The organism is Geminicoccus sp., from assembly GCF_035556675.1.
In the GTDB taxonomy this organism is placed as follows: domain Bacteria; phylum Pseudomonadota; class Alphaproteobacteria; order Geminicoccales; family Geminicoccaceae; genus Geminicoccus.
Genome location: NZ_DATMFZ010000308.1, coordinates 1 through 22,316 on the forward strand (window position 1 = coordinate 1; position 22,316 = coordinate 22,316).

Genomic DNA, 22,316 nt, shown 5'->3' on the forward strand with positions numbered 1-22,316 from the left:
ATCCTGGCGAGCGGGGCGATCGCGGCTTCCGGCATGGGTGCCGGCGGTGCGGCGCCGATCAGGGCGATCAGGTAGTTGTACTGGCGGATCGCCCAGGTGAACTTGAAGAAGCCGTAGATGAAGATCGTCAGGATCACGACGATCTTGAGCTGGGTCAGCCAGACCGTCGGCGGGTGGGAGAGCAGGAACTGGCCGAGCGTGGCCACGATCGTCTGCGCGTTGGCGAGTGCTCCGATCAACGCGCCGATCACGAGCACGGTCGTGGAGGCGAAGAAGGATGCGCTGGACAGCACATGACCTACCAGGGCTGCATCCGTGATGCGGTTCTCCCGCTTGAGCATCGACGCCATCCAGTCCTGGCGGATCTCGACCATCGCCTCGTTCAGCGTGATGCGGCGGCGGCCGACCAGCGCCAGGACGTGGGGATAGAGCAGCCAGCCGCCGATCAGGACCACGCAGGCGACGAGGTCGGCCCAGCGCCCGGCGGACTGGATTGCCGCATCGGTCATGGGCGGGTGTCAGGCCGGCATGGTGGCTGGGATCACGGCGCTTCGCCGCCCGGCCAGTGGTCCGGTGCGTCGGGATCGAGCACCTCGTAGTCGGCCCGGTCCGCGACATAGATGTGCCGCTCGATCACGAGGCCGCTCGGCTGGTCGATCGAGCCGGCACTGATCGAGATGTGCCGGCCATGCGCGGGCTTCCAGAACAGCGGCGAGCCGCACTGCCGGCAAAAGCCGCGCTCTGCCATGGCCGAGGAGCGGTACCAGCCGAGCTGCCCGGTGTCGGTCACGGTCAGCCGGTCGGGTGCGGCCGCCGAGTAGGCGCCGAGATAGCCGTGCGCCCGGCGGCACTGGCCGCAATGGCAGATCGAGATCGCCCTCAGCGGCCCGTCCACCCGGTAGCGCACCGCGCCGCACAGGCAGCCACCGCGGATCGATCCCGTCACGTCCCTGCTGGTCATTGCCTCGCCGTTCCAGGGTGCCCAGACTGTGCCGCAACCTTAGATCGACCGCCTCCGGAGGGCCAACCGTCATGACGCTCGTCCGCAAGACCTACGGAAAGGGGCGTGTCCGCGTGCTGCGTGTGCAGCGCCAGGTTCCGGGCCGGCCGGATGGCTGGCACGAGGTCCGCGAGGCTACGGTCAAGGCCATGGTGACCGGAGACTTCGCCGATACGTTCACCCATGCCGACAATGCGAAGTCGATCTGCACCGACACGATCAAGAACATCGTCAACGTCGTGGCGGCTGAGCACCTGGACTGGAGCAACGAGGCGTTCTGCACCGCGATCGCGCGGCGCCTCCTCCACCAGTACCCGATGCTAGACGGCGCGAATGTCACCAGCCAGGAGACGGTGTGGCGCCGCCTCGTCACCGCCGGCCAGCCGCAGCCCCACGCCTTCACCCTGGACGGCAACGGCACGCCGTTCGCCCGCGCGACCATGACCCGCAGCTCGCTGCTCACCGAATCGGGCATCACCGGCTTCACCTTCATGAAGTCGACCGGCTCCGGCTGGGCCAACTTCGTGAAGGAGCCGTTCACGACGCTCAAGGAAACCGACGACCGCATCGCCGCCACCGCGATGGATGCGTCCTGGCGATGGCACAGCGTGCCGCCCGACTACGAGGCGGCCAGGGCCCGGATCCTCGACACGATGCTGAGCGTGTTCGGCAGCACCTACAGCAAGAGCATCCAGGACAGCCTGTACCGGATGGGCAAGGCTGCCCTGAAGGCGGTGCCGGAGATCGAGGAGATCACGCTGGCCTGCCCGAACAAGCACTACCTGCTCGTGAACCTGGAGCCGTTCGGGATGGACAACCACAACCAGGTGTTTACCGCGACTGACGAGCCGCACGGCCAGATCGAGTGCACGATCGGCCGGAACTGACGACCCGAGGAATCCCGGCCCACCTGCAAAGCCTCCCCGCTGCAATGCTGCGGGGAGGCTTCGTGATCGGCAGGCTCGGCTGGCCGGGCCTGACCCGGTATCAGTAGACCCTGACCCGTTCGCCGGTCGCCGAGTGCTGCTGGACGCGCAGGTTGTTCTGCACGTGCTTCCCCCCCGGATACGGTCGCCGCGATAGCACTCCTGGCCGTAGCCGCCGCGATAAGGACCTTCCGCGAGGCCGCGGCCATAGGTCTGGCGGCAGTCTCGGTCGTCACCTTCGTCATAGAACCGGCTGTACTGCGACGTCCGAAGTCGCGTTCCTCGCCCGGATAGCGATCCTGGCCGAAGCCACGGTCCCGGCCACGATAAGTGCCGCGATCTTACTTCCAGCCACGGGGGCGGTCATGGCCCGCCATGTTGCCGTGCCTCGTTGGGCCGGGAAGCCATCACTGGCCCGTATGCCGACCCAAACCTCTCGTCGCGACAGGGCTTCCGTCGCCGCGCCGGCAGTGACTGCGCCCCGGCCGATCAGCCCGTCGCCGAAGGAGCCGTCCGGCCGGACGTGACGTCGCAGTCGATGCCCAGGGGGCGCCAGGACGCATTGTTCAGCACCATCTCGCAGCGAGCGAGCTGCCGCTTTCCGTTCACGTCCAGGCACACGATGTCGCCCTGCTCCGCCATGCCGCCGGCATGACGGCAGGGACAGGCACGGTCGGCATGGCCGTCGGACGATGTCGACGGCAACCCCGCCAGCAGGACGGCCAGCCAAGCCAGGTGCAGGAAGCGCGCTCGGTTCATGCGCGGACCGCCGTTGCGAAGCGGCCAGGACGGTCTGGCCAGGCTGGCAGCGTCGCATGTTTTCGCAAATCCGGTAAGCTCGTACCTGCGAGGCCGAGGACCGCTCCGGCTGGTCCCCGACGCCAACCAGGGAGCAGGGCAATGTCCACCTACATCGCGCTGATGAACTACACCGACAAAGGTATGGCCAACATCCAGGAATCACCCGGCCGGCTGGACAAGGCCCGGGCACTGCTGCGCGAGATGGACGGTGACTTCCGCCAGGTGTTCCTCACCATGGGCGGCTACGACCTGGTCGTGATCTATGACGCGCCGGACGATGCCACCTCGGCGCGCTTCGTCCTGCGCCTGGGCAAGCTGGGCCATGTGCGCACCACGACGCTGAAGGCTTTTCCGGAAGCCGCGTACCGTGAGATCATCGCGCATCTGGATGGCTGAACCGGCGACCCGGCCAGGAGAAGTTCCCGCCGGGTCGTCCCCCCTTTGGCAGACGACCCGGCGGGCCCCGACAGTAATTGTCGGGCGAGTGCGGCAGATGTCTTCGGCCGCCACGGACTATGCAAGTTGAATTGATAATGGTGTGCATCGCGCAGACCCGGAGCGGTCAGGCCGGTGGTGATCGCATGAATAACAACGACCCTGAACCGAGTACCGCTTGTCTCCAGCTCCGATGCGATTCGTAACCACGCTCCGTTTCCACCGGCACCGCAGTGCAACTGCCGGCGAAGCGTCAGTACGTGAAAATCTTGAACCTTACCCGTACAAATTGACGCAGGCAGATTGCCACATCGACCAGTAGAGTCACAACCTGAAATCGTGGGACCCTCCTGTCAATCCTTGGCCTTTCCTGGAACTTCCAGCTCTGGCGAAGGTAGGCAGCTTGATTTTCTCCTATAAGGTGAACTACCGGCTTCACCTAGATGGTGCCGCGCCGGAGCCTGCCAGGGCCGTCATGCACCGGAGGTCAAGTCGACCAGGCGCCTATTTTCGTCCTGGTCCGTCCGCATTGTTCGCCGTCCCGCGGCCCCTGCCGGCCAACGGGGAAAGGATACTCGATGTCGTCCATAAAGAGCCCCAACACCTTCGATGACTCAGCCCCCCTCGGCCGGCCGAACCTCCTGGAGCTGTGGCACGAGCGTAACCGGCTGATCGACCGGCTCAGGTCGGTCGACGAGCACGCACAGCAGGACCTGCACGCCTTGCTGAGCCGGAGCTGGGACGAGCTCGACGAGCGGATCGTCACCACGGCCAGCAGCAGCGTCGACGATCTGCGCGGGAAGCTGGCATTCATGCGCTGGTGGCTGAAGGAGCCGGACGAGAGCCAGCAGTACCAGCTGATGCAGAGCATCGTGGACGATGTCGAGCGGATGATTCTGCCTGGCACGGCTGTGGCCACGCCCGATCCGGACGAGGGCCCGCCGCGCGCAGCGTGACCGCCTGCCCGTGGTTCAGGCGAGCTTTTCCCCGTCACGCAGGATCGCGTCCACCGCCTCCGGATAGAAGGCGATCAGGTCCTTGATCCGCGGAATCTCCGCGATCGGGTTGCGGTAGGTCCAGGCGACGTTCTCGTGGATCGTCCCGTCGATCACCGCGGACCAGTAGGACGCCGTCCCCTTGTAGGGGCAGCGCGTCGTCCTGGGTGAGAAGGCCAGGAGGTCCAGGCGGCAATCCTCCGGGGGCAGGTAGTAGCGCACCGGATGGTTGGTCTCGACCAGCACGAGCGGGCGGTGGCTTTCGGCCAGCACGACGTCCGCCAGCACCACCTGGATGTGTGCCGAGCTCTGCAGCGTGTCGATACGGACCTGCGGATCGCGCGGATGCACGAACACCTCCTCGTCCTCCTCGAACCAGGCGTCCACCGCCCCCCATACGAAGGCGATGTGGTCCTTGAGCGGCAACAGCACCGGATCGGCCGGTTGCGGGTGGCTCCAGGCGGCGTCGCACACCTCGCGGTCCTCGCTGGCCAGGTCGAAGCGCTCGACGGGACCCGCCCGGCCGGGGCCGCCGCCCAGGCCGGTGGAGCGCAGCTGCGCCGGCTTCACGTCGATCCGCGGGAAGTAGTAGACCGGCAGGATGCCCTGGCCGCGCAGGATCAGGACATTGCGGCTGTCGGCCACCACCTTGCCGGCGAACACGGCCCGGACCCGCTTCTGGCAGGGCAGGACCATCAGGACACCGCTGCCCAGCTTGTCGTCGTCCAACAGGGGAGGCTCCTTCAGCTGGCCGGGCCCGCGGCGAACCGGTTGGCGGGGCGAGACAGGCCCAGCCGGCTGCGCAGCGTTCCAGGCGCATAGTCGGTGTGGAAGACGCCCCGCCGCTGCAGTTCCGGCACGACCCGGCCCGCGAACAGGTCGAGCCCCTCGGGCAGGAGCGGGAACATCAGGTTATAGCCGTCCGCCGCACCCGCAAGGAACCATTCCTCCAGCCGGTCCGCAACGTCGGTGGCGGTGCCCGAGACGGTGGCGACCGAGCCGGTATTGGCCATCTTGCGGCCGAGCTCGCGGATGGTGAGCCCCTGCCGCGCCGCGTCGCGGATCAGGCCCAGCTTGGTGTGCCCCGAGGCGAACCCGTCCTCGCCGGGCAGGTCGGGCAGCGGCCCGTCGATCGGATAGCGGGACAGGTCGGTGCGGGTCCAGTAGGAGAGGAGATCGACCGCGACCTTGTCGAGCAGCAGGTCCTTCAGCGCTTCCGCCTTGTCCGCCGCCTCGTCCCGGCTGTCGGCCACGATCGGCTGCAGGCCGGGCAGGATCTTCAGTTCCGAGGGTGCCCTTCCGTGCCTGGCCAGGCGCTGGTTCATGTCGGCGCGATAGGCCAGGCCCTCGTCGAGGCTGCGGAAGATGCCGAAATGAATGTCGGCGTGGCGGGCGGCCAGTTCCTTGCCGTCATTGGACGAGCCGGCCTGGACCAGCACGGGATGGCCCTGCGGCGGGCGCGGGATGTTGAGGGGGCCGCGGACCTTGAAGAACTCGCCATGGTGGTCGAGATGGTGGACCCTGGCCGGATCGGCGAAGCAGCCGCTCTGCTTGTCGATCAGGAGCGCCTCGTCCTCCCAGCTGTCCCAGAGCGCCTTCACCACGTCCACGGATTCATGGGCGCGCCCGTAGCGGGTGCCGTGCTCGAGCTGCCGGTCGCGGCCGAAGTTCAGCGCCTCCTCGTCCATGGCCGAGGTGACGATGTTCCAGGCGGCCCGCCCCTGGCTGATGAAGTCGAGCGAGGCGAACTTGCGGGCGATGTGGAACGGCTCGTTATAGGTGGTGGAAGCCGTGCCGATCAGCCCGATCTCGCTGGTCACCGCGGCCAGCGCGGACAGCAGGGTGAACATCTCCAGCCGCACATTGGCATAGTGCGCGATGCCGCTCGGCAGCTGGTCCCAGATCGCGACCTCGTCCGCCACGAACAGCACGTCCAGCTTCGCCTGCTCAGCGGTCTCACACAGTCGGCGGTAGTAGGCCAGGTCGAGGATTTCCGCGCCCGGTGCGTGCGGATGCCGCCAGGCCACCCGATGGTCGCCCTGCGGATTGAAGAAGAAGGCGCTCAGTATCATCGACTTGCTCGGTGCCATCGCTGGACGTCATCCCCGATCTTGGGCCCCGCAGGAGAATGATCTCGCCCGACCCGATTAACACCCGAGGGTGGCGGCAGAAACCGGCGAGGCGGGCGATCAGCCCGTGCCGGCCGGCTGCCTGCTCCAGCTGCCGGCGATCGCCTGGACGAAGGTCGCCGCCAGGATCAGCATGCCGCCCAGCAGTACCGCCGGCGGCGGCACCTCCGCCACGACCAGCCACACCCACAAGGGCGAGAGGGCCAGTTCGGCCATGGCGACGAGCTGCAGCTGAGCCGCCGGCATGTGCCGCGCACCGCGCGTATAGCAGACCATGCCCAGGCCCAGCTGGACCACACCCATGGTCACGCACAAGGCGAGGTCGCGGCCGGTGACGGCGAAGCTGGCGCCGATGCCCCCGGCACTGCCGAGCAGGACCACCAGTGCCAGCAGGGAGGAGATCACGCCGGAGGCCAGGCTGGCCGGCAGCATGTCGCCCTGCCGGCCCCGGCGCAGAAAGAAGCTCATGAGCGCGAAGCAGATGGCGCTGCCCAGAGCCAGCAGGTTGCCGACCAGCCGGTCGAAGCTCACCGCACCCTCGACCATCACCAGGATGCCGGCCATGGCCATGATCATCGCGACCCAGGTGATGACCGGGATGGGCTCCTTCAGGAACATCCGGCCGAGCAGGGCGGTGACGAAGGGCGCTATGCCGGACATGAAGAGCGCGTTGGCGACCGTGATGGTCTCGAGCGACAGGATGAACAGGACCAGCGTGCCGCTGGAGGCGGCACCGGCCAGGAGCGCGTCCCAGCCGGCCTCGCGGATCGCGGCCACCAGCCGATGGCGGTAGTGGATCGCGAGCAGGGCCAGCATGGTACCGGTGAGTGCCAGCGAGCGGTAGAAGATGATCTGCCAGCTCCCGGCCGCCTCCGTCAGCCGCACGAGCACCCCGGACAGGCTGAAGAAGCAGGTGGCCAGCACCACGAGCAGGACGCCCTGGCGATAGGCGGCGCTGTCCGGAACCGCCGCGAGCGCCGGGACGGCCTGTCGTCGGAGACTCACAGCGGGATGTCGTACGTCACCCACTTCGTCTTGGTGCCCACCCGGTCGTAGACGCTGCGCGCGCGGTAGTTGTCCTCCGCCGTGATCCAGCGGATCACCGACCAGCCGCGCTTTCGGCCTTCCTCCGCAATCGCGGCGAAGATCGCCTGGGCAGCACCGGAGCCGCGGGCCTGGGGGTCGACGAACAGGTCGTCGAAGAAGCCGCCGGTGCTGGCGGCGAGCGGGCGGGCGAAGGGGCGAAAATGGGCCAGCGCAATCGGCTTGCCGCGGTCGTCCAGCGCCAGGAAGCCGGTCACCTCATGGTCCGGATCCTGCAGCCAGCCCCACACCCGGGCGCGCATCTCGGGCGTCTGCTCGACCTTGTAGAAGGCGGCGTAGGCCGCGTAGAGGCGCTCCCAGTCGTCCCGATGCTCCGGCGTGATCGGGACGATGCGGGTCATGCACGGGCCTCCAGGATGGCGTCGACCAGTTCGACGAAACCGGCACCAGCTTCGGACGGAGTGACATAGGCTGGCAAGGCCGGCATGCGGTCGGCAAAGCCCAGGACGTTGGCGACCCCCACCGCGTTCGGGAACCAGCCGAACATCGGCGCGTCGTTCGGACTGTCGCCGGCATAGATGAAGCGCTCCCGCTCCGCCTCCAGGTCGATGCCCAGCGCCTCTTCGGCGAAGATCCTGGACATGGTCAGCTTGTCGTGGTCGCCGAACCAGCCATTGACGTGGATCGAGGAGACCTTCGCCACGGCACCGGCCTCCTCGAAGATCCGGACGATCCGGTCGACCGCTTCGCGCGGCAAAGGCGGGACGTCCTCGCAGAAGTCGATGGCGAGGTCGGCCTCGCGGTAGAGCTGGTCGGAGGCGACGGCGGCACCCGGCACCTCCGCCAGCACCCGCTCCCGGATCGCCACCAGCCGCGCACGGTTGGCGGCGCGCACGGCCTCGTCCTGGGCAAAGCGCCGGATCATCCGGCGCTGCGCATGGTCGTAGCGGAAGAAGAAGGCCCCGTTCTCGCCGACCACCCCGTCGACCGGCCAGAAGCGCGCCACCATGTCGCACCAGCCGGCCGGCCGGCCGGTGATGGGTACGACCGTGATCCCCGCCTCCTGCAGCCGGCCCAGCGCCGCATAGGCCGCAGGGGTGAGCCGCCCCTCCGTCGTGATCGTGTCGTCGATGTCGGTAAACAGGCCGGCACAGGCGCTGCGGGTGGCGGCGGGCATCGCGGCCAGGGGCTGCATGTCGTTCTCCTAGGAGCCCGGCTCGGTGCCGGGGCGCATCCGCTGGACCAGGTGATAGTGCTTGGAGCGGCAGCGCAGCGGATCCAGCGGGTGGATCCAGCGGGCGTTGAAGGCGTTGTGCCAGTCGCGCGGGGTATGGCCCAGCACGGGCTGCAGCGCGTTGATGTTCAGGCGCGGGCGCAGGAGGGGCACGGCACGCAGTAGCTTCCAGGCATAGAGCTTCAGCTTCCAGCCACGGATGTCGCCGCCCAGATCCTTGTGCTTGGCCGCCAGCAGCCGGCGCGCCCGCTCGTGCTTCTCGGCCAGGCGCTTGGCCTCGGGGCTGTTCGGGTCGCTCGGCCAGCCGCGCCGGTGCAGGATCGCGATCTCCTTGGTGAATACCACCTCCTTGCCGGCCTTGAGCACGCGCAGGGTGAGATCGGGGTCGATGCCGTAGTCGCGCAACTCCTCGTCGAACCCGCCCAGTCGGCGCAGGAGCTCGCTCGACAGCACGCCCTGGTTGACGTTGAGCACGCCGGCGACGCCGATCCCGCCGATATAGGGCGCCTTCACGAACGGCCCCACCAGGTCGCGGACCTTGAGGCCGACCATGCCGATGTTCGGGTTGTTCTCCAGGATCTCCACGGCCCGGTCGAGGGCGCCCTCGGTCACCAGATTGTCGTCGGACACCCAGCAGACATAGGGAGTCTCGACCCTGGCGAAGACCTCGTTCAGCGCCCGGGCCTGGCCGCGCCGCTCGCCTTCCCGGACCACCACGAGGTTGGCCTGTTTGCGCCGCTCCAGCATCTCCAGTGTGCCGTCCGTGCTGCCGGCATCGCTCACCACCACCAGATGCGGCACGTGGGTGTGGGTCTCGATGCTGTCCAGCAGGTCGGAAAGGTCCCCGCACCGGTCACAGGTGCCCACCACCACGGTGAGCTTGGCGGTGGAGTGATCCGGCAGGCGCAGCCCCTCGCGCATGCCGAGCTCGTTGAGCGCCCAGCGGGCATAGCTGCCGATCCCCTCGGCCAGCGCCACGCCCGGCCGGAAGCCCAGCTCGCGGATCATCCGGTCGGCGTTGGCGACCAGACTTTTCGGGTTGCCGCGATGCTCCTGGCCACCGAAGTTCAGGTTGACGAACCGGCCGGTCGCAGTGGCGAGCCGGTCGGCGATCGCGCGCACCGTGGTGGCCGTGCCGGTGCCGCCATTGACCAGGACGCAGTCGCCGAGTTCGGGATCGGCCAGCCGCACGATCAGCCGCGCGGCGTCCCGGCCATGCATGAAGTCGCGGGTCTCGTCACCCGTGCCGTACATCTGCAGGTCGAGCTGGCCGTCCGCGAGCTTGACGCAGGTGTCCCAGAGCAGCTGCTTGCGCAAGCCCTCCCCGTAGAGCGAGAAGAAGCGCACGATCCGGGTCCTGAGCCCAAGATCGCGCGCGGCCGAGCGCAAGAGTTCCTCGCAGGCGACCTTGTGGCTGCCATAGACCGAGACCGGCCGCAGCGGGTCGTCCTCGGTGGCGGGATGGCCGCTCTCGCCATAGACCGCCGCGGAGGAGGGATAGATCAGCACCGCGTCCGGCGCCGCCTCGCGCAACACCTCGATCACATCCGCCGTCAGCACCACCGAGCGCCGGAACTCGCCGAACGGATCGGCCTGCGCCTTGCCGACACTGCCGGTGCCGGCACAATGGACCACGAGCTGCGGCTTGCCCGAGGACGCGATCAGCTCCTGGAGGCTCGCCTTGGTGACCTCGCCCTCCACCGCCGTGGCGAGCGGCAGGCCGCGCCGGCCATGGCCGATCCCGACCACCCGCCAGCCGGCCTTCACCAGTTCCTCGACCACCATTCCGCCGAGGAAACCGAAGCAGCCGGTCACCAGGGCCAGGCGGTCGACCCGCTTGCCGGTCATCGTCAGTGCTTGCGGATCGCGAAGCCCACGCCGTAACCGGCGTCCGCGAAGGTCCAGGCGGAAAAGCGCGGGTCGTTCGCCACCTGCGTACGCCAGACCTCCGCCAGGCCCGGATGGACCGGGTGGCTGACATCGTCGAACACCACCGCACCGCCCACGGCCAGATGCGGCAGGACGTCGGCCAGATCCTCGGCGGCACCGGGATCGGTGTGGTCGCCGTCCACGGTGATCAGGTCGAAATAGGTGCCTGGATTCTCGGTGAAATACTTCTTCACCGTCACATGGCTATTGCCGTCGATGAACTCGGCCTTGCCGGTATGGCCGACCTTCTTCAGCTCCGCCCGGACGAAATCCGGGCCAGGGTTTTCCATGCCGGCATAGTTCTTCATCCACATGTCGAACAGGACCACGTCGACGCTAGGCGTCTGGCTCGCCACGGTGCAGACCGAGCGGCCGCGACGCACGCCGATCTCCAGGTAGCGCCGGGGCCTGAGTGCCTTGGACATGGTGAGCAGGACGGTGACGATGTCGGCATAGATCCAGTCGTCGCCGAAGCGCTTCAGGCCCTCGGTGTAGAACCGGGTGAGGTAGCGCGTGTAGTCGTCGGGCGAGAGCTTGCCCATGATCTCCAGCGCGTCTTTCAGCGTCGCGGCGGAGGCGGCATCGAGCGCGAAGGTCTCGGCGCCGGCCATGACCGGCGGATACCATTCGGTCTCGCCTGGTGCCGCGCTGTAGCAGACCGCCTCGCAGCGCGCCGCGTCCTTGCCATAGGCAGGCTTGGCCCAGGCGGCGCGTTCCTCGGGCGTGGAGACGGGGGTCTGGGCGGGCTGGGAACGGAACAGGCGCCGGATCATGCGGCAACGAACTCCTTGAGGTTGCGGACCGGCACGGCCGGGTTGCCGCTGGCGATGACGCCGGAGGGAAGGTCGGTGGAGACGACCGAGCCGCCCGCCACCACGGTATCGTCGCCGATCGTCACGCCCCGGAACACGATGGCGTTCATGCCGAGCCAGCAGCGTCGGCCAATGGTCACCGATGCATGGGCGATCCGATAGTCGGTGTTCTTCGACAAGCCCAGGATCTTCGCGAAGTGGCGCTCGCGCTCCTCCGCATCGATCGGATGGGTGTTGTTGTCGAACACCTGCACGCCATGGGCGAACAGGGTGCCGTCGCCGATCTGGATGTGGTTCATCGCCGAGATCAGCACGCCGTCGCCGAAATAGCAGCGCTCGCCGACCGTGAGCCGGCCGGTGGGCTCCAGGCGCATGATCGCGCGGCTGACGGTGTGGCGGCCGATGCTGACGGCCTCGCGCTTGTTGCGGTTGACCAGCCGGGCGTCCAGGCCCAGCCGGATGTCCGGGCCCAGCTGGCCCGCCGCATGGAAGGAGCGCCAGACCGCCTGCAGCCGGCGTGCGGCGGCCAGCGAGCGCGTCATCTTGAAGGCGGCGAGGAAGCCGGACGGCTCCAGGAACACGGGCCCGTCGGCGAACGCATGGTCAAAGGGAGAGAGTGCCGGCATGCGGCCTGGTGACCGTTCGCGAGGGGGTGGATCTTCGCCCAGGCGCCAAATGGTCGGCGCGGATGGCGTCTCATCGCGAGAGGTTCTAGACGGGCACGGCAACCGGTTCAAGAACGCGAGTCTGTCCTGCTCATGCGCCTGACCTGGCCGTTTGGCCGTGCCACGACCGGGGGCCCGCCGCCCCAGCCCCCGACGCCCCGGCCCGCGGCGACCGCGTACCGGCCGACCGACCTGTCGAAGATCTCGGTGGTGCTGGGCACGCTCGACCGGCTGCATCTGCTGGTACCCGCGATCGAGAGCGTGCGGGCGCAGCAGGTGGCGGCCGAAGTCGAGATCGTGGCGATCGACGGCGGCTCGACGGACGGGACGCTGCCCTGGCTCACCGCGCAGAAGGACATCATCACGATCGTCCAGCACAATCGCGGGGAATGGCAGGGCAGGCCTCTGCCGAAGCGCAGCTGGGGCTTCTTCATGAACCTCGCGTTTCGCGCGGCCAATGCCGAGATCGTCTGCATGATCTCCGACGACTGCCTCGTGCTGCCGGGCGCACTCCAGGCGGGGCTGGACCGGCTGGCGGCGCTGGAAGCGAAGGGCGAGCGGGTAGGGGGGCTGGCCTTCCCGTTCCGCAACTGGCCGGACGACCAGCGCTTCTTCGTGGGCCGGACGCTGGGCGGGCGGATGATGGTGAACCATGGCTTCCTCTTGCGCCGGGCCATGGCGGATGTCGGCTGGATCGATGCCGAGGCGTACCGGTTCTACAAGGCCGACAGCGATCTCTGCCTGAAGATGTGGGACCGGGGCTGGTCGATTCACGACGTGCCGGACGCTCATGTCGAGCACTATGTCGATCCCGGCGAGGCGCTGAGGGTGCAGAACAACGCGACCATGGCCGCCGACCGGGACGTGTACGTGCAGCGCTGGCAGGAGCTGGCGAAGCGGGAGCTGCCGTCGCGGCAGGAATATGACTGGCAGGATCCGGAAGGCACGGCCGACCGGGTGTTCGGGTCGATCCGGCAGCAGAGTCTGGAGGCGAGTGCGTCGTGAGGATCGGGCTGCGCGTCCTGAGCAATCCCCTGTGGACCGGCGGCATCCACTATGTGCTGGCCTGGGCCACCGCTTTGTCCCGCCTGCCGGCCATCGAGCGGCCAGAGGTCGTGCTGCTGGTGGCGGACGAGCGCGGCCAGCCGATCGCCGAGGCCAACCGGCACCTGGCGGCGGCGGTCGAGCCGTTCGACCGCGCGGCCAACCTCGACCTGGACTTGGTCTACTCGGCCACCCAGCTGTTCGAGGCGCCGATCGGGGCACCCTGGGCCGGTTGGATCCCGGACTGGCAGTGCCGCTACCTGCCCGAATTGTTCGACCAGGCTGAGTACGCCCGGCGCGACCTGCATTTCCGGCTGCTGGCGACCCGAACACCGGCACTCGCCGTTTCCTCCGCGATGGCCGAGGCGGACACGCGCCGGATCGTCGGGGACGCCATGGTGCCGACCGTGCGCCTGCCCTTTCCGGCCCTGGTCGACCCGGCCGAGGTGGCGGCCCTGCCGCGCGCCGAGGAGGCGCCGGAGCGCTACCTGCTGATCTGCAATCAGTGGTGGCGGCACAAGAACCTGGAACTGCCGGTGGAAGCCCTGGCGCGCTGCCGGGACCGGACGGCCCGGCTGGTGTTCACCGGTGAGACCAAGGACCCGCGCTGGCCGGACAACGAGGCGCGGATCCGCGGGCTGATCGAGCGCCATGGCCTGGCCGGGCGCTGCCACGTGCTGGGCCGCATCCCGCGCATCACCCAGCTGGCCCTGCTGCGCGACTGCGTGGCCGTGATCCAGCCGTCCCGCTTCGAGGGCTGGAGCTCGGTGGTGGAGGAGGCCAAGGTCCTGCACCGCCCGCTGCTGCTGGCGGAGTTCCCGGTCCATCGCGAGCAGGCGCCGGATGCCCGCTTCTTCGGCGCGGACGACCCGGACGCGCTGGCGCAAGCGATGGACGATGCCTGGGCCGGCCGGATCGAGCCGGTCCCGTTCGACGCCGAGGCCAACGTGCTGGCCTGCGCCAGGCGGCTGGTCGACCTGGCCGGCATCACCCGCCAGCGCTACGACCCGCAGCGCCACGACCCGGCCGTGCTGCTGCCGGAGTTCGAGCGGGAGCTGGACCGGCTGGCCGCGGATCCGGCGATGGCCGACCTGGTCCAGCGCCAGCGGGGTGCCGTGCATGCCCTGCGCCGGCGGGTGGCCGCGGTGGCCGCCGACCGGCCGGTGCCGGTGGCGGCGGCACCCTCCGTGCTCGGGCGGCTGAAGGGCTGGCTGTCAGGCCGCCGCTGAGGCCGGCTCGGCGTCGTGCAGGCCCAGCGTCTCGGCCGGGTAGACGAACGGGCTGCCGTTCAGGATGCCGTCGCAGATCACGTCCAGGCCCGGATGGTGGCCCGGCATCAGCTCCTCCAGGCTGGTGATGCCCAGGTCGTACATGGCCTTGGACTTGGACGGCACCAGGAAGGGCAGCGGCAGCATCCGCCGGAAGAAGAAGTGGTAGGCGTACATCCGGGCCCGGCGGACCGTCGCCGCGTCCAGGCGGCGGCCGAACGGCAGCCCGCCCAGGATCTCGCGATAATGCTCCACCGAGCGGGCGTCGGTGGTGAGGCCCTTGTTGCGGATCCAGGCCTCGCCCGCGACGATCACCGGGATGCCCAGCGAGGTCAGCTCCACGCCGGTCTTGGTGCCGTACACGATCGCCGAATCGCACAGCAGCATGGCCGCATAGGTGCTGACCTGCTCCTCCGGCCCGATCACGTGGACGTTGGGCGGCAGCACCGGGAAGACCTTGGCGATCTCTTCCACCGCCTTCTGCCGGGCCGGCACCGTGCCGCGGATCTCGGCCGGGTGGACCCGAATCAGGAGCTGCAGCTCCGGGTGCTCGGCGAACCAGCGCACCGTCTCGATCAGCCAGGCCCCCATGTTGGGGAAGGCGTTGGCCGGGTAGTGGAGCTGGGCGTCCCAGAACACGTTGGTCAGGCAGCCGATGATCGGCTTGTTCCGGTCGATCTTGCGCTCGTTGATGAGCTTCTCGACATCCTCGTCGGGCTTCTCGTGGAACCAGATCCAGTCGCGCGTGCCGGACCAGCGACTCTTGAGATAGTCGACGATCAGCTGCTCCTGCGCGTCGTCGAACGGCAGGTTCTCCCACTCGGACACCGGCTCGTCCATGAGCGTGTGGTGATAGGTGTCGTGGTGGCTGAAGATGAAGCAGTTCTTGCGATACGCCGCGACCCAGTTGGCGACATGGACGCCCTGCCGGCGGCAGGCCTCGCCGACGATGCCCTGCGGCACGTAGATGCCGTGGTGGAAGGCGGCGGCGTCGATCCGCTCCTTCGCGAACAGCGCCTTCATGGCAAACGCGGTGATCAGCGATGCCTCGAAATAGCGGCGCAGCACCGGCTCGCCCAAAGGCTCGTTCTCGAGCGTGCCGCGGGCGAAGAAGCGCAAGGCACCGGCCTTGGCATGGTCGCCCACCGCCATGCCATCCAGCACGTAGGTCGGGATCTGGTCGGCCGGGAGGGTCTCGGCGAGACGGCGTGCCTCGGCCTTGGCCCGGTCGTCGCATAATGTGCCGAGCGTGTGGTGCTCGATCGGCAGCTGCTCGAACACCATCGAGCCGGTCTTGAAGCAGTGCTTGCACAGCCGCTCAGCCAGACGCCGGTCGACCAGGTCCTCCGGTCCCTTGAGATTGGTCCACATCGCCTGCAGGCAGCCGGGCAGGGCTGCATCACATAGGAGATGGTGGACTTTGGCGCCACGCAGTGCCAGGGAGACCGCGAGCACGCTTTCCAGCAGGGTCACCAGGGCGTGGCCGCCGGTGTTGGTGGCGATCAGGACCGACTTGCCCTTGTGCGACCGGCGTGTGGCCCGCTCCCACAAGGCGCGGTCCTTCTCGATCAGGCTGGCCCAGTCGACCAGGGCACCCTGGGCGGCGGCACGGATCGGGGCCGCCTCGGCCTTGAGCCGGCGGAACAGGCGCTGCAGCAAGGACGGAAACTCCAGACGCCCATGAACCGGACGCGAGGGGGGAATTGATGTCCGCCTAGGATCATGCGATAGGCGCGCTGTCAATCGCGCCGGACACGCCCAGGTAGAATTGCCGCTCCGGGTGCCTTGCGGCCGGCGCGTGCGACCCGATGAGAGATCGAGAGTCCCCCGTCCATGGCAGTCATCCAGTCGCCGCGTCAGGACCAGACGCAGCAGACTCTCGTGATCGAGCACAAGAGCGTGGCGGACCTCGCCACGATGTGGCGGGACCTGTGGGCGTACCGACACCTGATCCGCTATCTGGCCGGCCGCGAACTCAAGGGCCGCTACCGTGCCTTCACGCTCGGGCGCGCCTGGTTCCTGATCAAGCCGCTCTCGGAGATGCTGGTCTACGTGCTGATCTTCGGGCTGGTCCTGAAGCTGCACCGCGGCAGCCTGCCCTACCCGCTGCACGTCTATACCGGCCTGATCGCCTGGCTGTTCTTCGCCGGGGCGGCCACCCGCGTGTCCTCCAGCTTCACCAGCTATCGCGGGATGATGACCAAGGTCTACTTCCCGCGCCTGGTCCCGCCGATCGTGGCGCTGGTGGTGGAGTTCGCCGACATGGCGGCGGCCTTCGCCTTCGGCGTGCTGATGATGGCGACCTACATCCTGGTGCCGGGCCTGCTGGGTGAGGGTGAGAGCGCCACGCCAGGGATCGGCCTCGTCACCTTGCCGCTCTGGCTGCTCCTGCTGGTGATCTGGACTGCGGGCGTCGGCCTGTTCGCGGCGTCGCGGAGCGTCAAGCATCGCGACGTCGGCATGATCCTGGCCATCTTCATGCGGGTCTGGATGTACACCGCACCGGTGATCTACCCGATCGCCTTCATTCCGGAGCGCTATCTCTGGCTCTACCGGATGAACCCGATCGCGGTGATCATCGAGGGCTTCCGCGCGTCGCTGACCGGCCAGGCCCTGCCGCCGCTCACGGCGATCCTATGGACCTTCATCACCGGAATGTGCCTCCTGGCCTACGCCCTGTTCCTGTATCGCCGCACCGAACGCGACATCGTCGACCACTTCTGATGACCCAGCCCGCCATCGAGGTCCAGAACCTCGGCAAGAGCTATGTCCTCAACCGCAAGAGCGGCGAGGCAGCCAACCGCACCGTCTGGGTCCTGAACGACATCTCGTTCAAGGCCGAGCCCGGCGACGTGATCGGCATCATCGGCAAGAACGGGGCCGGCAAGTCCACCCTGCTCAAGATCCTGGCCCGGATCACCGAGCCCACGCGCGGCAAGGCGATCATCCGCGGCCGGGTCGCCAGCCTGCTCGAGGTCGGCACCGGCTTCCACGACGAGCTGTCGGGCCGCGAGAACGTGTTCATGAACGGCACGCTGCTGGGCATGACCCCCACCGAGGTGCGCAAGCGCTTCGATGAGATCGTCGCCTTCTCCGGGGTCGAGCGCTACATCGACCAGCCGGTGAAGCACTACAGCTCGGGCATGCGGGTGCGCCTGGCCTTCTCGGTCGCGGCCCATCTCGACCCGGAGGTCATGTTCATCGACGAGGTGCTCTCGGTCGGCGACATGGAGTTCCAGGACCGCTGCCTGAAGCGGATGAACCAGCTCACCACCGAGTTCGGCCGCACCGTCCTGTTCGTCAGCCACAACATGAACGCGGTGGCGACCCTGTGCCCCCGCGCCCTGCTCCTGAACCAGGGCAAGTGCGTGGCGCTGGGTCCGACCGGCGAGGTCATCAAGCAGTATCACGGCCTGGTCCACGGCATCAAAGAGAAGCGGGGCCTGGCCGAGCGCGAGGACCGTACCGGTGCCGGCGGCGTGCGCTTCCTGGAGGTCCAGATCCAGGACGGCAGCGGCAAGCCGGTCGAGTTCGCCCGTTCCGGTACGCCGCTGCGCCTGGCGCTGCGCTACCGCTTCGACGCCGATACCCCCTTGAGCGACCGGGTGACGCTCAACGTCGCCTTCAACAATGCCCGCGGCCAGCGGCTGTTCGCGACGCCCTCGGACCTGATGGGCAAGGTGGACGGCAAGGTCGCGCGCGAGGGCTGGTGCTTCGTCGAGATCCCCAAGCTGCCGCTGATGCCCGGCCGCTACGAGATCGACATCGCCTTCCAGATCGACCGGCTGACCCTGGACAAGGTCGCGGGTGCCGCGGTGGTGCCGGTGGTGGAGGGGCCGTTCTATCCGACCAACCGGCTGCCCAACAGCCTCTCGGGCGACCTGCTGGTGGACTATGAGTGGTCCCTGTCGACCGGAGCCAGCCTGCCGGCCAAGCCGAAGCCCAAGCCGGCGCCGGCCCGCGTGGAGGTCGGCAAGGAGCCGATCGCCGGGCAGCTCCAGGCGATGGCGGCACCGGTCAATGTCCTGGAAAAGAATGCCCGCGAGCTGCTGGAACAGGCCGTGCCCGAGGCGGACCGGCATCAGCAGCTGACCGGCGAGGCCGAGGCGGGCGAAGCCCGGCTGGCGGCGCTGCGTTCCCTCCTGCCTGCCGGCGATGACGCCAGCCTGCAGGTCGCCGACCGGCTGGCCGCCGCGTTCGGCCGCATCCGGCGCCACCTCGCCGAGGCGGAGCTGGCGGCACTGCTGGGCGTGGCCGTGCCGGCCGTGGTCCATGAACGCGGCCTGCCGGTCGACGACCCGCGCATCGCCATGCGTGACCAGCCGGGACCGGCCATCGCGGAGTTCGGCAAGCCGGTCGTGGGCCTCGCCGCCTTCGTCAACCAGGCCATGGCCGCCTGGCAGAGCCAGGAGCGCCAGCGCCAGCGCCAGGCCCTGGAGATCATAGCGGCGCGCGCCAGCGCCTATCTGGAACGGGCCGATGCCATTCTGGCCCGGGCACCCGAGGACCCGACCGGCCAGAACGTCCACCGGCAGGTGACGACCCGGCTGCGCGAGATCCTGCACCACGTCGCATTCCTTCAGGCGGCCCCGGCGGACGCCACGCCCGAGGACCTGAAGCGCAGCTGGCTGAGGGCCAGGGCCGCGCGGGAGGAGGTGCTGCGCGCGCCCAGCGAGGTGCCGGACCAGCCGAATCAGCCGCTCCAGACCCGGCTGGCCCGGATCGCCCCGGCGGTGAACGCGCTGGAGAAGGCGAGCGCCGCACTGGTGACCCAGGCCCAGCCGATCGATCCGGCGCGCCATGGCCAGCTGCGGCAGTGGGCGGAAGGTTTCGCCGGGCGGGTGGCCGCCCTGCGCGCCCAGGCCGGCGAGAGCGATCACCACCCGATCCGGATGGCCGGCGAGCTGGCCGCGGCGCTGGGCCGGGCGCGGCAGAACCTGGACGATGTCGAACTCCCGATGCTGCTGGGGGTGCCGGTGCCGGGCGGTGGCCTGGGCCGCGACCTCGCCGCAGACGATCCGCGGCTGGCGGAGCGCGCCACGGCAGGCGCCACCATCGCCGAGTTCTCCCGCCCGGCGGTGCTGCTCACCGAGCATGTCGAGCATGCCCTGGCCCATTGGCAGGGCAGCGACCCGCAGCGCCAGGCCATGGCGATCGTCGCGGGACGGGCGCGCGGCTTCCTGGCCCGCGCGGACGAGCTTCTGGCGAGTGCTGCGGCCGATACCGATGCGATCGATGTCCACAACCAGGTGACGCTCCGGCTGAAGGACGTGCTGGACTGGGCGGAATACCTGCGCAATGCACCAGCCGGTGCGGGGGCCGGCGCGGAACCCCTGTTCGCCGCTTGGCAGAGGGCCTCGCGGGTGCGCGAGCTGCACCTCTCGCAGATCTTCCAGGGCATCGAGGCGGTGAGCGTGCCGATCGGCGCCATCAACCAGGAAAGCGCCCACGAGAACCAGGTCGACCTGCTCTATGTCTCGGCGATCGCCAAGGCGATCGGGGCTAGGCGGATGTTCGAGGTCGGCACCTATATGGGCCGCACCACCTGGCATCTGGCGGCGCTCGCCCCCGACGTGCAGGTATGGACCCTGAACCTGCCGCCGGAGGCCGATCCGCGCATCGCACCCGTGCTGGGCTCCTATTACCGCGGCAAGCCGGAGGCGGCCCGGATCCACGAGCTGTGGACCGACAGCAAGACCTTCGAGCCCGGCGAGCTGGCCGGCACGATGGACTTCGTGTTCGTCGATGCCGATCACAGCTACGACGCGGTCATGGCCGACACCGAGCGCGCCCTGAAGCTGGTACGGCCCGGCGGGGTGGTGCTCTGGCACGACTATGCCGCGAAATCGCCGGGCGTGGTGCGCTTCGCCCACGATTTCGCAAAGGCGCGGCCGCTGTTCCGGATCAAGCACACCTGCCTGCTCTGCCTGATCGAGGGTGTGGATGCGGAGAGTTTCCAGCCCTACCCGATGCGCCGCGGCCTGGGCGACTGACCATGACGACAGCCGGTCTTCCTCGACAGGATCGTCCATGACAGTTGTTCGAGGCCGTTCAGGACGCTACCAGATCGCACCCGCGACGCGCCCAGATTTCGTGCAGACAGGAAGCCGCGACGCGGTTGCGCCGTTCGCCTTGCTTGGAGTGGTCGATGTCTCGTGAGCTCGTCATCGCCGGTCGGCGCATCGCCGATGATACCGATACCTATGTGATCGCCGAGGTGGGACACAACCACCAGGGCAGCGTCGAGAAGTGCAAGGAAATGATCGACGCCGCGGTCGCGTGCGGCTGCGACGCGGTGAAGCTGCAGAAGCGCGAGAACCGCTCGCTGTTCACCAAGTCGATGTACGAGAGCAGCTACAACTCCGAGAATGCCTTCGGCTCGACCTATGGCGAGCATCGCGAGGCCCTGGAGTTCGACGACAAGCAGTATGTCGAGCTGGCGAACTACTGCAAGCAGAAGGGCATCGCCTTCTTCTCGACCGCGTTCGACTTCGAGAGCGCCGATTTCCTGAACGCGCTGGACATGCCGGCCTTCAAGATCGCGTCCGGCGACATCATCAACACGCCGCTGCTCGAATATGTCGCGAAGCTCGGCAAGCCGATGATCGTGTCCACCGGTGGCGCCACCATGGACGACGTGAAGCGGGCCTACGAGACGATCATGCCGATCAACCGGCAGCTCGCGATCCTGCAGTGCACCGCGGGCTACCCGCCGGCCTGGGAGGAGCTGAACCTCCGGGTGATCGAGACCTTCCGTAACGCCTTCCCCGACATCGTGATCGGCTTCTCCAGCCACGATTCCGGGATCGCCATGCCGCTGCTCGGCTACGCGCTGGGCTCGCGCATGGTGGAGAAGCACTTCACCCTCGACCGGACCATGAAGGGCACCGACCACGCCTTCTCCCTGGAGCCGGTCGGCATGCGCAAGCTGGTGCGTGACCTCAAGCGCGCCCGGGTCGCCATGGGCGACGGGGTGAAGAAGCAGTACCCGTCGGAAGAGAAGCCGCTGTTCAAGATGGCGAAGAAGCTGGTGGCTGCCCGCGACCTGCCAGCGGGCCATGTGCTGACCCGCGAAGACATCGCAATCAAGTCGCCGAACGACGGCCTGCCGCCGCACCAGATGAACGTGGTGATCGGCCAGAAGCTGACGGCGGCGCTGGCAGCGGACGACAACATCACGCTCGAAGGCCTCGCCCGTGCGTGATCCGCTGTTCGACCTGGCCGGGCGCGTCGTGATCGTCACCGGCGCGCTGGGCCAGCTCGGCAGCGCCTATGCGGCAGCCTTGGTGGAGAGGGGGGCGAAGGTCGCCCTCCTCGATCGTCATGACGACATTTCCCACCTGCCGGCCGGCCTGCAACAGGCGTGCGCCGATGGCCGCGCCCTGGCCCTGGCGGCGGACGTCACCGACCGGGAGGCCCTCCAGGCAGCGCTGCGGCGGATCGAGGACCGGCTCGGCACCCCCTCCGGCCTGATCGCCAACGCGGCGCTGGACAGCCCGCCGAATGCGCCTGCGTCGGAGAACGGGCCGTTCGAGGACTACCCGGTCGAATCGTTCCGCAAGGTGCTGGACGTCAACGTCACCGGCGTCATGCTGTGCTGCCAGGTGTTCGGCGGCGCCATGGCGAAGGCCGGCCAGGGCTCGATCGTGCTGATCGGCTCGATCTACGGCGTGGTCTCGCCCGACCAGTCGATCTACGAGTACCGGCGCAGCGAGACCGAGACCTTCTTCAAGCCGGTGGCCTATTCGGCCAGCAAGTCGGCGCTCTACAACCTGACCCGCTATCTCGCGACCTACTGGGCGGGCAAGGGCGTGCGGGTGAACAGCGTGACGCTGGCCGGCGTGTTCGCCGACCAGGACCCGCGCTTTCTCGAAGGCTACCTGAAGAAGATGCCGCTCGGCCGGATGGCGGAGCCTGACGACTATGTCGGGATCATGGTCTATCTGCTCTCCGACGCATCGCGCTATGCGACGGGCGCCGAGTTCCGCATCGACGGGGGCTGGACCGCCTGGTGACGTGTCGGCCGACTTTGTG

21 protein-coding genes are annotated in these 22,316 nt (G+C 68.4%); 9 read left to right on the forward strand and 12 right to left on the reverse strand.

The features are described from left to right. Both VNS22_RS21420 and VNS22_RS21425 read right to left on the reverse strand, forming a co-directional pair. Window positions 1–509: DUF599 domain-containing protein (locus tag VNS22_RS21420; protein WP_325736080.1), on the reverse strand; the 509-nt coding region annotated here is incomplete at its 3' end. A gap of 32 nt (window positions 510–541) precedes the next feature. Continuing rightward, window positions 542–961: a GFA family protein gene (locus tag VNS22_RS21425; RefSeq protein WP_325736082.1), complete on the reverse strand. Its 420-nt coding sequence runs from the start codon at window positions 959–961 to the stop codon at window positions 542–544. Between the two features lie 71 nt (window positions 962–1,032). On the opposite strand from VNS22_RS21425, the gene pucL reads away from it, so the two are divergent. Then, window positions 1,033–1,887: a factor-independent urate hydroxylase gene (gene pucL / locus VNS22_RS21430; protein WP_325736084.1), complete on the forward strand. Its 855-nt coding sequence runs from the start codon at window positions 1,033–1,035 to the stop codon at window positions 1,885–1,887. Between the two features lie 528 nt (window positions 1,888–2,415). On the opposite strand, the gene VNS22_RS21435 is transcribed toward pucL, so the two are convergent. After that, window positions 2,416–2,685: a hypothetical protein gene (locus VNS22_RS21435; RefSeq protein WP_325736086.1), complete on the reverse strand. Its 270-nt coding sequence runs from the start codon at window positions 2,683–2,685 to the stop codon at window positions 2,416–2,418. Window positions 2,686–2,826: 141 nt separating this feature from the next. Here VNS22_RS21435 and VNS22_RS21440 point away from each other — a divergent pair, with 141 nt between their 5' ends. Both VNS22_RS21440 and VNS22_RS21445 read left to right on the forward strand, forming a co-directional pair. Beyond that, window positions 2,827–3,123, forward strand: a complete 297-nt coding sequence (locus VNS22_RS21440) for a GYD domain-containing protein (protein ID WP_325736088.1) — start codon at window positions 2,827–2,829, stop codon at window positions 3,121–3,123. A 617-nt stretch (window positions 3,124–3,740) separates the two neighbouring features. After that, the gene (locus VNS22_RS21445; RefSeq protein WP_325736090.1) at window positions 3,741–4,118 is read left to right on the forward strand and encodes a hypothetical protein; all 378 of its coding nucleotides are present in this window, start codon (window positions 3,741–3,743) and stop codon (window positions 4,116–4,118) included. Between the two features lie 15 nt (window positions 4,119–4,133). Here VNS22_RS21445 and VNS22_RS21450 read toward each other — a convergent pair whose 3' ends face one another. The 8 genes from VNS22_RS21450 to VNS22_RS21485 form a co-directional block, all read right to left on the reverse strand. Beyond that, complete coding sequence (locus tag VNS22_RS21450; RefSeq protein WP_325736092.1) at window positions 4,134–4,886, reverse strand: DUF427 domain-containing protein; 753 nt, start codon at window positions 4,884–4,886, stop codon at window positions 4,134–4,136. 14 nt (window positions 4,887–4,900) lie between these two features. Beyond that, window positions 4,901–6,247, reverse strand: a complete 1,347-nt coding sequence (locus tag VNS22_RS21455; protein WP_325736094.1) for an LLM class flavin-dependent oxidoreductase — start codon at window positions 6,245–6,247, stop codon at window positions 4,901–4,903. 99 nt (window positions 6,248–6,346) lie between these two features. Further along, on the reverse strand, window positions 6,347–7,291 hold the full coding sequence (locus tag VNS22_RS21460) for a DMT family transporter (protein WP_325736096.1): 945 nt from the start codon (window positions 7,289–7,291) through the stop codon (window positions 6,347–6,349). Next, the gene (locus VNS22_RS21465; RefSeq protein ID WP_325736098.1) at window positions 7,288–7,731 is read right to left on the reverse strand and encodes a GNAT family N-acetyltransferase; all 444 of its coding nucleotides are present in this window, start codon (window positions 7,729–7,731) and stop codon (window positions 7,288–7,290) included. The genes VNS22_RS21460 and VNS22_RS21465 overlap by 4 nt, the downstream gene beginning before the upstream one ends. After that, window positions 7,728–8,525, reverse strand: a complete 798-nt coding sequence (locus VNS22_RS21470) for an HAD-IIB family hydrolase (RefSeq protein ID WP_325736100.1) — start codon at window positions 8,523–8,525, stop codon at window positions 7,728–7,730. Before VNS22_RS21470 ends, VNS22_RS21465 begins: the two co-directional genes overlap by 4 nt. 9 nt (window positions 8,526–8,534) lie before the next feature. After that, the gene (locus tag VNS22_RS21475; protein WP_325736101.1) at window positions 8,535–10,412 is read right to left on the reverse strand and encodes an NAD-dependent epimerase/dehydratase family protein; all 1,878 of its coding nucleotides are present in this window, start codon (window positions 10,410–10,412) and stop codon (window positions 8,535–8,537) included. Between the two features lie 2 nt (window positions 10,413–10,414). Beyond that, entirely contained in the window at window positions 10,415–11,266 is an 852-nt protein-coding gene (locus tag VNS22_RS21480) for a class I SAM-dependent methyltransferase (protein ID WP_325736103.1), read from the reverse strand. Beyond that, entirely contained in the window at window positions 11,263–11,931 is a 669-nt protein-coding gene (locus VNS22_RS21485; protein ID WP_325736105.1) for an acyltransferase, read from the reverse strand. The genes VNS22_RS21480 and VNS22_RS21485 overlap by 4 nt, the downstream gene beginning before the upstream one ends. Window positions 11,932–12,063: 132 nt before the next feature. Between VNS22_RS21485 and VNS22_RS21490 the strand changes: the two genes are divergently transcribed. After that, window positions 12,064–12,975 (forward strand): glycosyltransferase family 2 protein, encoded by a 912-nt coding sequence (locus tag VNS22_RS21490; protein ID WP_325736107.1) that lies wholly within the window; start codon window positions 12,064–12,066, stop codon window positions 12,973–12,975. Next, window positions 12,972–14,243: a glycosyltransferase gene (locus VNS22_RS21495; RefSeq protein ID WP_325736109.1), complete on the forward strand. Its 1,272-nt coding sequence runs from the start codon at window positions 12,972–12,974 to the stop codon at window positions 14,241–14,243. Before VNS22_RS21490 ends, VNS22_RS21495 begins: the two co-directional genes overlap by 4 nt. Here VNS22_RS21495 and VNS22_RS21500 read toward each other — a convergent pair. Beyond that, on the reverse strand, window positions 14,229–15,941 hold the full coding sequence (locus tag VNS22_RS21500; protein WP_325736111.1) for a capsule biosynthesis protein: 1,713 nt from the start codon (window positions 15,939–15,941) through the stop codon (window positions 14,229–14,231). The genes VNS22_RS21495 and VNS22_RS21500 overlap by 15 nt on opposite strands. A 174-nt stretch (window positions 15,942–16,115) precedes the next feature. On the opposite strand from VNS22_RS21500, the gene VNS22_RS21505 reads away from it, so the two are divergent. The 4 genes from VNS22_RS21505 to VNS22_RS21520 all read left to right on the forward strand — a co-directional run bounded on the left by VNS22_RS21505 (window position 16,116) and on the right by VNS22_RS21520 (window position 22,297). After that, entirely contained in the window at window positions 16,116–17,006 is an 891-nt protein-coding gene (locus tag VNS22_RS21505) for an ABC transporter permease (RefSeq protein ID WP_325736113.1), read from the forward strand. Further along, window positions 17,006–20,275, forward strand: coding sequence for an ATP-binding cassette domain-containing protein (locus VNS22_RS21510; protein ID WP_325736115.1), 3,270 nt, complete (start codon window positions 17,006–17,008; stop codon window positions 20,273–20,275). The genes VNS22_RS21505 and VNS22_RS21510 overlap by 1 nt, the downstream gene beginning before the upstream one ends. A 155-nt stretch (window positions 20,276–20,430) precedes the next feature. Then, window positions 20,431–21,486 (forward strand): N-acetylneuraminate synthase family protein, encoded by a 1,056-nt coding sequence (locus tag VNS22_RS21515; RefSeq protein ID WP_325736117.1) that lies wholly within the window; start codon window positions 20,431–20,433, stop codon window positions 21,484–21,486. After that, a complete protein-coding gene (locus VNS22_RS21520) occupies window positions 21,479–22,297 on the forward strand; it encodes an SDR family oxidoreductase (RefSeq protein ID WP_325736119.1) in 819 nt (272 codons plus the stop codon). The genes VNS22_RS21515 and VNS22_RS21520 overlap by 8 nt, the downstream gene beginning before the upstream one ends. Window positions 22,298–22,316: the final 19 nt, after the last annotated feature.

Bases quoted from the DNA above. Each gene is read 5' to 3' on its own strand.
- VNS22_RS21425 (WP_325736082.1), bottom strand. From the start codon at position 961: ATGACCAGCAGGGACGTGACGGGATCGATCCGCGGTGGCTGCCTGTGC.
- pucL (WP_325736084.1), top strand. From the start codon at position 1,033: ATGACGCTCGTCCGCAAGACCTACGGAAAGGGGCGTGTCCGCGTGCTG.
- VNS22_RS21435 (WP_325736086.1), bottom strand. From the start codon at position 2,685: ATGAACCGAGCGCGCTTCCTGCACCTGGCTTGGCTGGCCGTCCTGCTG.
- VNS22_RS21440 (WP_325736088.1), top strand. From the start codon at position 2,827: ATGTCCACCTACATCGCGCTGATGAACTACACCGACAAAGGTATGGCC.
- VNS22_RS21445 (WP_325736090.1), top strand. From the start codon at position 3,741: ATGTCGTCCATAAAGAGCCCCAACACCTTCGATGACTCAGCCCCCCTC.
- VNS22_RS21455 (WP_325736094.1), bottom strand. From the start codon at position 6,247: ATGGCACCGAGCAAGTCGATGATACTGAGCGCCTTCTTCTTCAATCCG.
- VNS22_RS21465 (WP_325736098.1), bottom strand. From the start codon at position 7,731: ATGACCCGCATCGTCCCGATCACGCCGGAGCATCGGGACGACTGGGAG.
- VNS22_RS21470 (WP_325736100.1), bottom strand. From the start codon at position 8,525: ATGCAGCCCCTGGCCGCGATGCCCGCCGCCACCCGCAGCGCCTGTGCC.
- VNS22_RS21475 (WP_325736101.1), bottom strand. From the start codon at position 10,412: ATGACCGGCAAGCGGGTCGACCGCCTGGCCCTGGTGACCGGCTGCTTC.
- VNS22_RS21480 (WP_325736103.1), bottom strand. From the start codon at position 11,266: ATGATCCGGCGCCTGTTCCGTTCCCAGCCCGCCCAGACCCCCGTCTCC.
- VNS22_RS21485 (WP_325736105.1), bottom strand. From the start codon at position 11,931: ATGCCGGCACTCTCTCCCTTTGACCATGCGTTCGCCGACGGGCCCGTG.
- VNS22_RS21490 (WP_325736107.1), top strand. From the start codon at position 12,064: ATGCGCCTGACCTGGCCGTTTGGCCGTGCCACGACCGGGGGCCCGCCG.
- VNS22_RS21505 (WP_325736113.1), top strand. From the start codon at position 16,116: ATGGCAGTCATCCAGTCGCCGCGTCAGGACCAGACGCAGCAGACTCTC.
- VNS22_RS21510 (WP_325736115.1), top strand. From the start codon at position 17,006: ATGACCCAGCCCGCCATCGAGGTCCAGAACCTCGGCAAGAGCTATGTC.
- VNS22_RS21515 (WP_325736117.1), top strand. From the start codon at position 20,431: ATGTCTCGTGAGCTCGTCATCGCCGGTCGGCGCATCGCCGATGATACC.